The organism is Terribacillus halophilus, from assembly GCF_900162685.1.
Classification (GTDB): Bacteria; Bacillota; Bacilli; order Bacillales; family Amphibacillaceae; genus Terribacillus; species Terribacillus halophilus_A.
Genome location: NZ_LT727827.1, coordinates 509,607 through 521,872, shown reverse-complemented (window position 1 = coordinate 521,872; position 12,266 = coordinate 509,607). Strand labels below are relative to the sequence as shown.

14 protein-coding genes and 1 pseudogene are annotated in these 12,266 nt (G+C 42.1%); 9 read left to right on the top strand and 6 right to left on the bottom strand.

The window, feature by feature from the left end; all coding sequences use genetic code 11:
• The first annotated feature begins 56 nt into the window (after positions 1-56).
• A complete protein-coding gene (locus B1K52_RS03685; RefSeq protein WP_077305444.1) occupies positions 57-650 on the top strand; it encodes a hypothetical protein in 594 nt (197 codons plus the stop codon).
• A gap of 28 nt (positions 651-678) precedes the next feature.
• Here the strand turns inward: B1K52_RS03685 and B1K52_RS03680 are convergent, their stop codons facing one another.
• Entirely contained in the window at positions 679-1,506 is an 828-nt protein-coding gene (locus tag B1K52_RS03680; protein WP_077305442.1) for a methyl-accepting chemotaxis protein, read from the bottom strand.
• A 13-nt stretch (positions 1,507-1,519) separates the two neighbouring features.
• A pseudogene (locus tag B1K52_RS18455) lies at positions 1,520-1,852 on the bottom strand (methyl-accepting chemotaxis protein); the annotation flags it as partial.
• Between the two features lie 669 nt (positions 1,853-2,521).
• On the opposite strand from B1K52_RS18455, the gene B1K52_RS03670 reads away from it, so the two are divergent.
• Positions 2,522-3,295 (top strand): glucose 1-dehydrogenase, encoded by a 774-nt coding sequence (locus B1K52_RS03670; protein ID WP_077305438.1) that lies wholly within the window; start codon positions 2,522-2,524, stop codon positions 3,293-3,295.
• 343 nt (positions 3,296-3,638) lie between these two features.
• Entirely contained in the window at positions 3,639-4,463 is an 825-nt protein-coding gene (locus B1K52_RS03665; RefSeq protein WP_077305436.1) for a DUF6612 family protein, read from the top strand.
• Between the two features lie 110 nt (positions 4,464-4,573).
• Here B1K52_RS03665 and B1K52_RS03660 read toward each other — a convergent pair whose 3' ends face one another.
• Complete coding sequence (locus B1K52_RS03660; RefSeq protein WP_306278108.1) at positions 4,574-5,092, bottom strand: M15 family metallopeptidase; 519 nt, start codon at positions 5,090-5,092, stop codon at positions 4,574-4,576.
• Between the two features lie 132 nt (positions 5,093-5,224).
• Entirely contained in the window at positions 5,225-5,755 is a 531-nt protein-coding gene (locus B1K52_RS03655; RefSeq protein ID WP_077305434.1) for an HD domain-containing protein, read from the bottom strand.
• A 242-nt stretch (positions 5,756-5,997) separates the two neighbouring features.
• Between B1K52_RS03655 and B1K52_RS03650 the strand changes: the two genes are divergently transcribed.
• The gene (locus B1K52_RS03650; RefSeq protein ID WP_077305433.1) at positions 5,998-6,957 is read left to right on the top strand and encodes a cation diffusion facilitator family transporter; all 960 of its coding nucleotides are present in this window, start codon (positions 5,998-6,000) and stop codon (positions 6,955-6,957) included.
• A gap of 86 nt (positions 6,958-7,043) precedes the next feature.
• Here B1K52_RS03650 and B1K52_RS03645 read toward each other — a convergent pair whose 3' ends face one another.
• A complete protein-coding gene (locus B1K52_RS03645; RefSeq protein WP_077305432.1) occupies positions 7,044-7,913 on the bottom strand; it encodes an SDR family oxidoreductase in 870 nt (289 codons plus the stop codon).
• A 156-nt stretch (positions 7,914-8,069) separates the two neighbouring features.
• Between B1K52_RS03645 and B1K52_RS17840 the strand changes: the two genes are divergently transcribed.
• The 3 genes from B1K52_RS17840 to mscL all read left to right on the top strand — a co-directional run bounded on the left by B1K52_RS17840 (position 8,070) and on the right by mscL (position 9,691).
• Positions 8,070-8,225 carry a hypothetical protein gene (locus tag B1K52_RS17840; RefSeq protein WP_179106451.1) on the top strand — a complete coding sequence of 52 codons (156 nt, stop codon included), beginning with the start codon at positions 8,070-8,072 and terminating at the stop codon, positions 8,223-8,225.
• A 138-nt stretch (positions 8,226-8,363) separates the two neighbouring features.
• The gene (gene nadE / locus B1K52_RS03640; RefSeq protein WP_077305430.1) at positions 8,364-9,188 is read left to right on the top strand and encodes an NAD(+) synthase; all 825 of its coding nucleotides are present in this window, start codon (positions 8,364-8,366) and stop codon (positions 9,186-9,188) included.
• Positions 9,189-9,295: 107 nt separating this feature from the next.
• A complete protein-coding gene (mscL, locus tag B1K52_RS03635; protein ID WP_077305428.1) occupies positions 9,296-9,691 on the top strand; it encodes a large conductance mechanosensitive channel protein MscL in 396 nt (131 codons plus the stop codon).
• A gap of 75 nt (positions 9,692-9,766) precedes the next feature.
• Here the strand turns inward: mscL and B1K52_RS03630 are convergent, their stop codons facing one another.
• A complete protein-coding gene (locus B1K52_RS03630) occupies positions 9,767-10,108 on the bottom strand; it encodes a DUF4181 domain-containing protein (RefSeq protein ID WP_373022200.1) in 342 nt (113 codons plus the stop codon).
• Positions 10,109-10,423: 315 nt separating this feature from the next.
• Here B1K52_RS03630 and B1K52_RS03625 point away from each other — a divergent pair, with 315 nt between their 5' ends.
• Both B1K52_RS03625 and B1K52_RS03620 read left to right on the top strand, forming a co-directional pair.
• Entirely contained in the window at positions 10,424-11,656 is a 1,233-nt protein-coding gene (locus tag B1K52_RS03625; protein ID WP_077305424.1) for an MDR family MFS transporter, read from the top strand.
• Positions 11,653-12,246, top strand: coding sequence for a DNA-3-methyladenine glycosylase (locus B1K52_RS03620; RefSeq protein ID WP_373022198.1), 594 nt, complete (start codon positions 11,653-11,655; stop codon positions 12,244-12,246). Before B1K52_RS03625 ends, B1K52_RS03620 begins: the two co-directional genes overlap by 4 nt.
• Positions 12,247-12,266 lie beyond the last annotated feature (20 nt).

The window sequence follows — 12,266 nt, the reverse complement described above, 5'->3', positions numbered from 1 at the left end:
TGAAGGGGTATACATACATCAACAGAGCAAACAAAAAAGTCTAAGGAGTGTTTTTAATGGCACAAGCGCAAACAGTAGACAAGCAAGAAACGAAAGAGCAAGCAAAAGCAGGTTCTAAACTATTAACTGGCGCAGTTGCTGGAGCGGTAACAGGTGCGGCAATCGTGTTGCTCAACAAGCAGACACGTCAGAAAGTATTTCAAAATGTCGGTGTAGCGAAGGATACAGTTTCAAGCTTTGTAAAAGAAGCAAAACAAGATCCACAAGGTGCAAAAGAACAAGTGATGAGTAAAGTGCAAGATGCTTCAGAACTTGCAAAAGACGCTGCAAACGATGTGAAGAACGTATATGACAAAGCACAAAATGAAATCATGTCTTCCGTAAACGATGTGCAAGAAGATTCCAAGTCAGCCCTTGGCACAGTAAAGGAAGTAAAAGAGGATCTGAAAGGCGCTGGCAATAAAGCAAAAGAAGCTACAGACACATTGATGGAAGCAAAGCCTGACAGTGCACCAGATAATCCGATGACGAAACCTAAGAATGAAGATAAAGCTAATCAGCCAAAGGCAGCAGGTAATAAAACCACGGCTGCAGCAACTGCAACTCCTAAAACGACACCGCCTACTTCTAATAAAAAAACATCTATCTAAAAAATCGCCTCCTAAGAGAGGCGATTTTTTATTTAGTAATGTCCTTGATGTAATCTCCGATGTCATTGCTTTGGCCATCCAGATTCTTTATATCTTCCATAAACTCTACCATCACACGTGATTGTTCTTCAGAGGAAGTGGACACTTCGCCGATGCTCAATGTTAGGTTTTCCATGTTTGCTTGTATCTGCTGAAGCGACTGACCAATCGTCCCAACAGCTTCTTTGGTTCCGATGGAAAGCTTACGAATTTCATCTGCTACAACACCGAAGCCTCTGCCGGCATCGCCGGAGCGAGCAGCCTCAATCGCTGCATTCAATCCAAGCAAGTTTGTCTGCGTGGATATATCTTCAATTAGCTGGACAACTTTGCTGATTTCTTTGGAATTTTCATTCGCATGGGAAGCTTGGCTATCAATATCTGTGCTCGTTGCGGATAGTTCTTCTGCCTGGGCGGCGACATGCTGAACCTTTGCTTGCAAACTGCTTACAATCTCACGCAATTCATCCAGCTGCTGATCGAGCATCTCTTCGTCTTTCAATGTTTTTGTGATCTGTAAAACACCCACTATTTCACCGTTTTCATCGCGAAGTGGATTAGCAGTGTTTTGCATACCAATACCATAACGTTCTTTAGGGATATGTACTTGCACTTTTTCACCTTGAAGTGCTTGACGTAATAAGTCATTGTCCTCTGTAAAAGCAGAATCACCAACTTTTATTCCGACATCCAAATCTTTAGATGGGGAGAAGAAAACGAAATGTTCTCTATCCGTAACGGCAACGACGGCGTTATCCCCGATGTTTTTCTTGATTTCAGGTGCTAATAGAACCATTGCTTGTATTGTGGGATGCATCTTTGTTGCCTCCTTAGTTCTGATTTGTAACTTGCTTCATTGTATCGATTATTTGTTTGCTTTTTTCATCCAATGCTTGGATATCGTCCATAAATTCAACCATGATGACGGACTGCTCTTCAGAAGAAGAGGATACTTCGTTGATGCTCAGAGATAAATTTTCAATACTAGAGCGAATTTCGGATAAAGATTTACCGATTGTCTGAACAGCTTCTTTCGTGTTATCAGACAGCTTGCGAATTTCGTCTGCTACGACACCGAATCCTTTGCCGGCCTCGCCGGAGCGAGCTGCTTCAATGGCAGCATTTAAACCAAGCAGGTTTGTCTGTGTAGAGATCTGTTCGATTAATTGGACGACTTCCCCAATTTGATGGGAGTTCTGATTTGCGCTGTTTGCTTGTTCATTGATGTCACTGCTCGTGGCCGACAATTCCTCTGCCTGTGCTGCGACATGCTGAACTTTTCCTTGCAAAGCATCAATTACTGCATTTAATTTGCTTAGTTCTTTGTCGAGTTTCTCTTGATGTTCCAAGGTACGAGTTAAAGAAAGTAAGCCTACTATTTCGCCTGATTCCATATCGCGGATTGGTGTAATAGAAGTAACTACTGGTGCACCGAGATATTCATAGTTGTCAGTTATATAGTCTAGAACTGACTCTCCTTTAATTGCGCGACGATATATGTCATGTTCATCTAAACGGGATTCCCCGACTTTAATTGGTAGATTTAAGATCGTGGAAGGGGCATAAAAGACAAATTTTTCTGTATCCAGTACACCCATCGCTGCCGTCGGTCCCAGTGTATCTTTGATAATGGGAGCGATATTGACTACTGCTTGTATAGTTGAATTCATAGACGAGCTCCTCTGTGCATTATTTTCCTTTATATCGGCAAGAAGGACTAAAAAGTAAAGGGGAATAAGTAAAAAAGTCTTATTTTGTCACAATTTGTAGAAAAGTTTGTCGTCGGAATATCGAGGGAAAAGGGAAGAAAACAGACGGGAGGAGTCGTCCTTATGTACGATGATTTGAATGGTAAGACAGCAATTGTTACGGGTGCTTCGAAAGGAATTGGTCGAGCGGTTGCCGAACGGTTCGGTCAAGAAGGAATGAATGTAGTTGTTAATTATCACGGCGATGAAGACGGAGCAACACAAGCAGCTGAAAATATTCGCCAAGCTGGCGGAAAAGCTGTTGTCATACAAGCTGATGTATCCAAGAAAGAAGATGTACAGAAACTGCTGAAGGCAGCTGTTGACGAATACGGCGGTATGGATGTCTTGGTCAATAACTCTGGATTCAGCAAACCTGCACCTGTGCATGAAATGGATGAGGAGACCTGGAGAAGCGTCATCGATGTAAATCTGACAGGTACTTTCCTTGGCGGTCAAGCTGCGCTGCGATATATGTTGGAGAATGATATACAGGGAAGTATCATTAACATGTCTAGTGTGCATCAGCAAATACCAAAGCCCTCGGATAGCCATTATGCAGCCTCAAAAGGCGGCATAAAATTACTGACTGAAACGATGGCGCTTGAATATGCAGCTAAAGGAATTAGAGTAAATGCAATAGCGCCGGGAACAATCGCTACCGATCGTAATGAAGATACGAAACCAGAAAATGAAACGAAACAGATGAAGAAGATACCGATGCAGACCTTTGGAAAACCAGAAGAAATCGCTGCTGCCGCTGCTTGGCTTGCATCAAAGGAAGCAAGCTATGTCACTGGCACGACACTTTTTGTAGATGGAGGTATGACGCTTTATCCTTCTCAGCTGGAGTTATAAAGCAAAAGAGATTACAGGTGTTGTTGTGTTTAAGGGGGAAGCGCCTCTTCTGGCGCTTCTTTTGCACGGCTAGCGGCTGCTCTTCCTTTTAAAAAACATGCTTGCAGTCTAGTTAATATGTCGTATGCAGTTGTAGGTATTCTGCTTCTTTTCTGCATATTTCTGCAAATAAACCTAGTAACTATATCCTGATTCTTGTTTAAAAGGTTAACAAGGTAATTATTTCATGTAAAATACAGATTGTGAGTGCGGACTATTTTCTGGAAAATTTGTAATGAGACATACATAATCAATAATAATGTAATTGGGTCCGTAAAAAAAATAATTTACTTGGAGGGATAATATGAAAAAAGTAAAACATCTAAGCTGGCTAGTGCTAGTTTTAGCGTTATTTTTAACCGGCTGTGGTACTGACAGTGCATCCAGTGAAGAGACAGGCAGCGAGAAGAAAAAAACAGCTTCTCCGGAAGAAATCCTAGAGAAAACTAATAAAGCTAGCAAAGACTTGAAAAGCTACAGTATGACGACTTCACAAGAGATGGAGTTAACAGGACCGGATGGTGCTTCTCAGTTTACAGAAACAAACGGTAAAACAATTGCTGAGACTGATCCGATGGCGATGCATATTGATATGACAACTGCCGATCAAGCTGTTGAGATGTATGTGAAAGATAACATCATGTATATGAAAGAACCGGTAAGCGGATCTTGGATTAAGTTGGATATTGGAACAGAAATGGGTTCACAGTACTTGAATGAGCAATTGTCTAAGCCAATAGATGAGCAAATTCAACAGGTAAAGGACTTAGCAGAGAGTATCAAAGTTACGGATAACGGTGATTCTTATACGATGGATATAAAGATTGCGGCTGATAAAATGAATGAATTCTTGGAATCTCAAATGGGATCTTCCGGAATGGATATGTCCGCAATGGGTGATATTGAGTATGACAAGTTTACTTATGCTGTTAATATTAATAAAGAAACCTATTTCCCTGAAAGTATGACGTTGGAAATGAACATGAACATTACTGTTGATGGTGAAACAGGACAGCTTAAAATGGTTTCTGATAATACTTTTGAAGATTTCAACGAAACAGAGCCAATTGAAATACCTGCAGAAGCGAAAGATGCTGCGGATCTTTCTGACTATCCTGCTGCATCGTAATTACTTATATGCAGGATTTAAATAAGCCGGGCGATTGTGCATGTATGAATGCGCAATCGCCCGTTTTTTTGAGATCTAATAAAAAAAGCGCCAACGAGGCGCTATCCGTACTAATATATATGCATTTCCAAATGTGGATAATCCTTAAATTCTGTCCAGTCTCCGCCCCAGTGGAAGCCGAGATCTTTTGCGATTGCTACTACTTCCAGCCAGTCGGACTCACCGTTTTTATTTCCGTCATATTCCATATCCCATATAACTTTACCTGGCTCTGGTTCCAAAGCAAAGTCGATGGCTAATCCATAGTTGTGCATCGATTCTCCCCCTTGGACATTGGTAACAATCTGCCCCTCTGTTGTTCGTCCTTGAGCATACAGCTTGTCTTGTTCTTTTTTGGAGCGATAGTCATCTGTAATAATAATGGGTATGCCGGTATCAGCAGATTTATCTACTAATTTATGCATATTTTTTTCTACTGTAGGGTGAAGGCTGTTGATGTCATCTGCATCCTTGGTGGCGACAGGAGTGGAATTTTTAGGCGGAAGCTGCTCTATATGCAAAAAACCGAATAGGATCAACGCTGCTACTGTCATCAACAAAGTTGTTAAGATAATCCTTTTCCAGTGCAAATTCGCTAATCTCCTTTTATAATCTTATATTCTATTAGTCTAGCATAATGGAAGAGACGGCAGATTGCACGTGTTGAGGCATACTTTTGATAGGAAAGACAGGAGAATTAAGGAAGGGGGAAGCGGTCATGATCAGTTTGTTTGAACCTTCCTTATCATGCGCTTCTCAATGCTGTTGTCCAATGATCGGATGCGTTTTAATGCTTCCTGCTCAGAGATAGTTTTGTAATGGTGCGCTCCGCCAGACTCTTCATCTGCTGTATCTGCTTCTGCTACGACTTGCTGCAGCGGATCGCGTTTTAAGTTCTGCTCTGGGAGGTAAGAATCTGTGTGCAGCAAAACTGCAAGCGAGATTGCTTTGGCTGCCTGTGGATCTTCCCCTAGGCGTATCAAAAGTTTATGTGCACGTGCTGCACCTTTTATAGCATGAATATCATTTAGTCTGTACAAATCATAGTCCCACTTGCCATCGCGGTACCACTCATAATGGCCAATATCGTGCAGCAGGGCGGCTTTTACTGCCAAGTCAGGGTCAACTTGCTTTTTCGCACTTATTGCAAGTGCATATTCTGCTACAGCAATAGCATGTGCCTGTCCGGATCGGCCGAGGTACTTTTGCGCTATAGGATGTGTGAATATCTGCTCTAATGTTACTTTTCTCAAGCTGATCGGCTCCTTTCGCTGTAAAAGTATATTGTTCAAGATATTAACACGTCAGCTGGCTGGGCTGCAAGTGAAAAAATTACTTAATTCATGTATATGGTAACCATTTTCACCGAAACTAAAACATGGCTTCTTCCCTCCAACAGTGTAAGCGAAGGGAATGGTATTGCATGTAATGTATGCTATCCTAAAAATATTGTTACCAAAAATACATATAAATTTACTGAAAAGGAAGAGACAGCATGAAAGAATATTTGGGTTTATTACGTCAAGGCAGCAAGTCTGCTGGTTTAGCAGCAATAGTGAACTTTATTATAGCGCTCGTCAAAGGGGGAGCATTTTTGCTGACAGGTAATGTTGCAATGTTCGCGGAGACAATGCATAGTTTTGGTGATTCAGCGAACCAGTTCTTTGTTTATGTAGGTTCAGCATTAAGTAAAAAAGCCCCGACGGAGCGTTTCCCCGGCGGGTTTGGCCGAGCGGTCAATCTTGTACTGCTTGGTGCAGTGCTGATTGTTGGAATTCTCGCTTACGAAACAATACGAGAGGGAATCACACATTTAGGGCATCCGTCAGAATCGGAAGGTTTATGGCTAAGTATTTCTGTGCTTGCTGTAAGTTGTATTTTAGAGGGTTATGTGTTGCTGAAGGCTATGCGGGAAATTGCGCATGAGAGTGATTCAGGTGCAACGGGTTTTGCTGTAATTCCAAAAAGTTTTGCTAATGTTGGACGTGCGAAGCCAGCGACAAAGCTTGTATTTATGGAGGATCTTGTTGCTACAAGCGGAGCGCTAATCGCGATTATCGCTATTTTGATTGCATCGTACACCCCATTCTATCAAGCAGAAGGAATTGCTTCGATTGTAATTGGAGCTATGATGTTTCTTGTTGTCGGGCGCGTTTTCCTTGATAATGCAGCGGGTGTAATCGGAGAAGCAGATGAGGAGATGGCTGACAAAATAGGAGATATCCTGTTTGCAGACAACGATGTGCGAGATATTCAAGAGATGACAGTTGTCAAAGAAGGAGAGTCTTTCCATGTGGAAGCCAAATTGGAAATTGACCCGTCATTAACTGTGGCTGCTGCAGATGATATTAAAGACCGGCTCGAAGAACAAATTATGAAGCAGAAGGGAGTAACGGATGTCATTATCGAGTTTGATGAAGACGACAATACCCAGATGTGGAAGAATAAAAAGTAAAAAGAGTAGTAATAAAAACACGTAAAATCATGGGGAATCCCAATTTTACGTGTTTTTGTTTTTTAGCCCTATGTGTTTCTTGTGTTTTAAGAAGACATATAGTCTCCGCCGTTGACATGGATGAATTGTCCGGTCATATAGGCAGCTTCATCAGAAGCAAGCAGTACATAGCTGCCGACAAGATCAACAGGCTGACCTGGTCTTCCGAGCGGAGTCTGTGTACCGAAGTTTGTCAGCATTTCATCCTGCATTGTGGCTGGAATGAGTGGTGTCCAAATTGGTCCGGGAGCAACTCCGTTTACGCGTATACCTTTAGAAGCTAAGCCCTTTGCTAGTGAACGTGTGAAAGCAACGATTGCACCTTTGGTTGACGTATAATCTATTAATGTCGGGTTGCCAATATAAGGATTAATGGAAGCTGTATTGATGATGCTGTTTCCTTTGCCAAGATGCGGCAGTGCAGCACGTGATAAATAAAAGAAGCTGAAGAAGTTTGTCCGGAACGTCCGTTCAAATTGCTCGGGCGTGATTGCGGTCAGATCATCTTGAACTTCTTGACGCGCTGCGTTATTTACGAGTATATCCAAGGTGTTAAAATCTTTTACAACTTGCTGGATCAGGTTTTCGCAAAACGCTGCATCACTAATATCACCAGGATAAAGGACGCATTTGCCGCCTACTTCTTCAATTCGCTGCTTCGCATATGCAGCATCGTCATGTTCATCGAGATAGGAAATGGCAACATTGGCACCTTCTTTGGCATAAGCAATTGCGACGGCGCGTCCGATGCCGCTGTCTCCACCGGTAATGAGTGCGACTTTTCCTTGAAGCTTGCCACTTCCTTTCCAATGATCGAATTCCTCAATCGGCAGCGGGTCCATCTTATGCTGGATACCGGGCTGCCGAGATTGGTTTTTGCCAGGATTACCGTTTTTCATGAAATTATACAAGTCCATTGTTTTGCCTCCTTTTGTTCCCCTAAGGGAAGTTATCTCCAAAGTATTGGTGTTCTAAAACAGGAGATGGATGAATAAGTTCCTTTGAATGGGTTTTTTTCGGCAGGGATTTGGGCTAGAATAAACGAAAGAAGAATTGGAAAGGAGATGGTCGCGATGCGTGCTTATGAAGATTACATTGCAGAGCTTTTCACTTTTGACGATCCGTTCTTTCGTTCAACTGACCTTGATTTTGATATAGATATCCAGCGTATGGAGAAGACGGTGGAGGATATGGCAGCATATATGAACAGGAAACCCGCGGAGTATTGACCTGCGGGTTTTAATTTTCGGCTTTTACTACATGATTGGTTTATACTAGAAAGTGAGAGCATGATACATAAAGAGATTAGGTTCCAATTTGAGAGGGAAAAAAGATTATTACTGCTACAAATTCGAGGAGGTCCCATGATGACGAATCAAACCAGAATCATTTCAGAACTGCAAGTAAAACCAACGATTGATGCAAAGCAGGAGATTCGCAGCCGTATCGACTTTTTAAAGGATTACTTGCAAAAGACAGGTGCAAAAGGTTACGTATTAGGTATAAGCGGAGGGCAGGATTCTACGTTGGCTGGGCGTCTTGCGCAGTTAGCAATCGAAGAGCTAAAAGAAGAAGGCAAGGATGTAACATTCGCAGCTGTACGGCTTCCGCATGGCGAGCAGGCAGATGAGGAAGATGCACAGGTAGCACTGAAATTTATTAAGCCGGCAGAATCTTATGTATATAATATCAAAGCACCTGTGGCAGAAGCTGCTCATGCTTTTAAAGATGTAACGAATGAGGAACTTGCGGATTTTCATAAAGGAAATGTAAAAGCGCGGATGCGCATGATTGCACAATATGCAATTGGCGGTCAAAAAGGCCTGCTGGTAATAGGGACAGATCATGCAGCAGAAGCAATTACTGGCTTCTATACGAAATATGGCGATGGTGCTGCTGATGTCCTGCCGCTCAGCGGTTTGAATAAGCGTCAAGGTAAACAGCTGCTGATTGAGCTGGGTGCACCAGAGCGTCTATACGAAAAATTACCGACTGCAGATTTACTCGATGACAAACCTGGGCAAACAGATGAAGCTGAGCTAGGGTTAAAATATAACGATATCGATGATTATCTAGAAGGAAAGATCATCGATGAAGAACCAGCTAAGCTTCTGGAAGAACGTTATTTCAAAACAACCCACAAACGTCAGATGCCAGCTTCTATGCATGACGATTGGTGGAAAGAACTGTAATGCAAAAGAGACTCCTAATAGGGTCTCTTTTTTTGTGGAAATGTCTATACTTGAAAAAGGGAAACAGATGCGTAAGAATTATACTTGCTGAAAGAGAGGTGTATACAGTGCTTAAAGAATTCAAAGAGTTTGCTTTGCGCGGAAATGTTGTGGATCTGGCTGTAGCCGTTGTAATTGGTTCGGCATTCAGTGCTATCACAACTTCGTTAGTTAATGATATTATCATGCCACTTATCGGCATCATCACTGGCGGGCATGATTTTAGCGGATTGCAGTTTACTGTCGGTAATGCTGTAGTGATGTATGGTGTATTTATTCAAACAGTTATTAACTTTGTATTAATCGCTGCTGTGTTATTTATGGTCGTCAAATTCATGAACCGATTGAAACGCAAACAACCGCAGTCAGAAGAAGTGGTTCAGAAACTGACAATGGAGCAGGAATTATTGACCGAAATTCGGGATTTATTGAAGAAAGAAGAAAAGGTGAAGGATCAGTCTTGATTTAATCTCGCAAATAATTAGTATCAGCACAAAGCGCTAGGATATGTCATATCCTAGCGCTTTGTCTGTGGCTAATTATATCAGTCCCCAGAAATTAGTTGTATAGAGTGTTAGTAACAATAGACAGAGAAAGATAAGCTGACTTAGCGTTACTTTATAAGCGTTCGGATTTTTAGCGTATTTTCGTTCCATGACTGTCCGGACTATTTCAGAGACAATAATAAAGATAATTAGAATAGAGCTAGGATTTATAAAAAAATTAAGATTATTGATACCAGTCATCATTACTACAGGTGTAAATAAAAGAATCATAATTATTGTAGTAATTCGAAGGATCCAATCAATCTTTTTATGTTTCGCATTAACGTGGTTATACGAGAATAATTTACTGCGCTCAACTCGTAACCATTTTCGCATAAGTGCATGAAAAGAGATCAGCAATAAAAGAATAGCGGCTAACAGTAAAAAGAATCTTATCCAAAAATCAGGTTCGATACCGTAGTACATAGCGTCCCCCTTGTTTTGCTTGGTTTTACGTACACGAATTACTCCGTTTGCAACCTGGCTAATAAGTCCTCTTCCACTTAACCTAAAACTCCAAAAGTTGTGTGGTTGCTTCTATAGTAAGGTATACGGATTAATTGTGAAAATGTTTCACTTTGCTGGAGAGGGATGAGCCTAACAGCATTCTTCTAATCTGCTATAATCTGGATTATGAGGAGATGAGGCAGCATGCAAGCGTTACGATCACTCCATCCATACAGCTGGGCAATTATCATCGGTACCGTGTTCGGCAGGATGGCTACTAGTATGAGTATTCCTTTTTTAGCAATTTATCTGACCCAGGAGAAAGGTGCATCAGCCGGATTTACCGGTTTGATTATTGCAGTCAGTTCTTTGGTCGGTATTCTAGCCAGTTTTTATGGTGGGTATTTTTCTGATCGGTTTGGCAGAAAGAAAATTATGGGCATTAGCATTTTTGGCTGGTGTATCGTTTTTGTAGGATTTGCACTGGCTGATGCGATATGGGTATTTTTTGTGATGAACGCGTTGAATGGGTTATGCCGTTCTTTGTTCGAACCAACATCGAAAGCGTTGCTCTCTGATGTGACAGATCCAAAGCATCGGCTGCTCGTTTTCAATATGAGGTATACAGCAATTAATATTGGAGTTGTGTTTGGGCCGCTATTAGGGCTGTACTTTGGTTCGGCAGCTTCGACAGCACCGTTTTTCATCGCTGCACTCGTTTATTTCGTATACGGTCTTGTACTTGTTTTTCAATTTCTGCGAATCAAAGTGGCAGAGACAGCAGCTGGACAACATATTGGTGTTCGGGAAGCGTTTCATGTCACACGCAAGGATAAGCTGTTTATGCTCCTATTAATCGGAGTGACGGTAAGTGTATTCGGCTATTCCCACTTCAGTGCTACACTGCCGCAGTTTTTTGCTGCTACACCAAGTATAGAAGATGGAGCAAAGCTTTTCAGTATGATGCTTACGTTAAATGCATTGACGGTGCTAATAGTGCAATATCCGATTGTCGCTGTAGCGAAGCGTTATTCGCTGGTGTTATCATTGATGCTCGGAAACATACTGATTACTGTCAGTATGCTAAGTATGGCATTTTTGCATGATATTATCTGGATTGCGTGTGCCGTTATACTGTTTACAATCGGCGAAGTGCTGCTGTTCTCGATGTCGGATATGTTTATTGATGACATTGCCAACCCTGCAATGAAAGGAACGTATTTTGGTGCTATGGGCTTTACAGGCTTTGGAGGTGTAGCAGGTCCGTTGGTTGGCGGTATGCTGCTTGATTATTTCGGAGCGATGCAGCCGATTCCGATATTTACGATTATTTCCTTCCTCGTTATACTTGGTGCGCCATTCTTATTTCAGGTTTGGGTAATGCTAAAAGGGAGAAAACAAGAACCAAAACCTGTGTTAAAGAAGGAGCATATATAATGACTAGCTATGAGCCGCTGGAACAATCATTTTATGAACAGCCTACTTTGGAGCTTGCTCCTAGTTTGTTGGGCTGTTTGTTGGTTCATGAAACACCGCAAGGAATCTCGTCGGGCTATATTGTGGAAACAGAAGCTTATCGGGGTGCGCTTGATCGTGCTGCACACAGCTTTAATAACCGAAGAACGAAACGGACAGAGATTATGTTTCATGATCCTGGACATATTTATACGTACACCATGCACAGGCAAGTGCTGCTGAATGTGGTGAGTGCGGCTGCTGGAACTCCTGAAGCTGTTCTTATTCGAGCGTTGGAACCAAAGGATGGCATACCTTTAATGGAGACGCGCAGACCTGGCAGGAAGCCGAGGGAATTGACCAATGGACCTGGGAAGCTTTGTCAGGCGATGGGTATTGAACAAGTCGCTCATTACGGAGGGCATTTTACGAGCACTCCTTTATATATTGCATCAGGCTACACGCCGGAGCAAGTGGAAACAGGACCGAGAATTGGTATCCCGAATGCGCAGGAGGCAAAGGACTTTCCGTGGCGCTATTGGGTGCATGGCAATCGCTATGTTTCCAAGTGAGTCCCTTTTTAAAATAGCTA

Excerpts from the sequence above, each read along its gene's own strand:
- B1K52_RS03685 (WP_077305444.1), top strand. The coding sequence starts at position 57 with ATGGCACAAGCGCAAACAGTAGACAAGCAAGAAACGAAAGAGCAAGCA.
- B1K52_RS03680 (WP_077305442.1), bottom strand. The coding sequence starts at position 1,506 with ATGCATCCCACAATACAAGCAATGGTTCTATTAGCACCTGAAATCAAG.
- B1K52_RS03670 (WP_077305438.1), top strand. The coding sequence starts at position 2,522 with ATGTACGATGATTTGAATGGTAAGACAGCAATTGTTACGGGTGCTTCG.
- B1K52_RS03665 (WP_077305436.1), top strand. The coding sequence starts at position 3,639 with ATGAAAAAAGTAAAACATCTAAGCTGGCTAGTGCTAGTTTTAGCGTTA.
- B1K52_RS03650 (WP_077305433.1), top strand. The coding sequence starts at position 5,998 with ATGAAAGAATATTTGGGTTTATTACGTCAAGGCAGCAAGTCTGCTGGT.
- B1K52_RS03645 (WP_077305432.1), bottom strand. The coding sequence starts at position 7,913 with ATGGACTTGTATAATTTCATGAAAAACGGTAATCCTGGCAAAAACCAA.
- B1K52_RS17840 (WP_179106451.1), top strand. The coding sequence starts at position 8,070 with ATGCGTGCTTATGAAGATTACATTGCAGAGCTTTTCACTTTTGACGAT.
- nadE (WP_077305430.1), top strand. The coding sequence starts at position 8,364 with ATGACGAATCAAACCAGAATCATTTCAGAACTGCAAGTAAAACCAACG.
- B1K52_RS03630 (WP_373022200.1), bottom strand. The coding sequence starts at position 10,108 with ATGCGAAAATGGTTACGAGTTGAGCGCAGTAAATTATTCTCGTATAAC.
- B1K52_RS03625 (WP_077305424.1), top strand. The coding sequence starts at position 10,424 with ATGCAAGCGTTACGATCACTCCATCCATACAGCTGGGCAATTATCATC.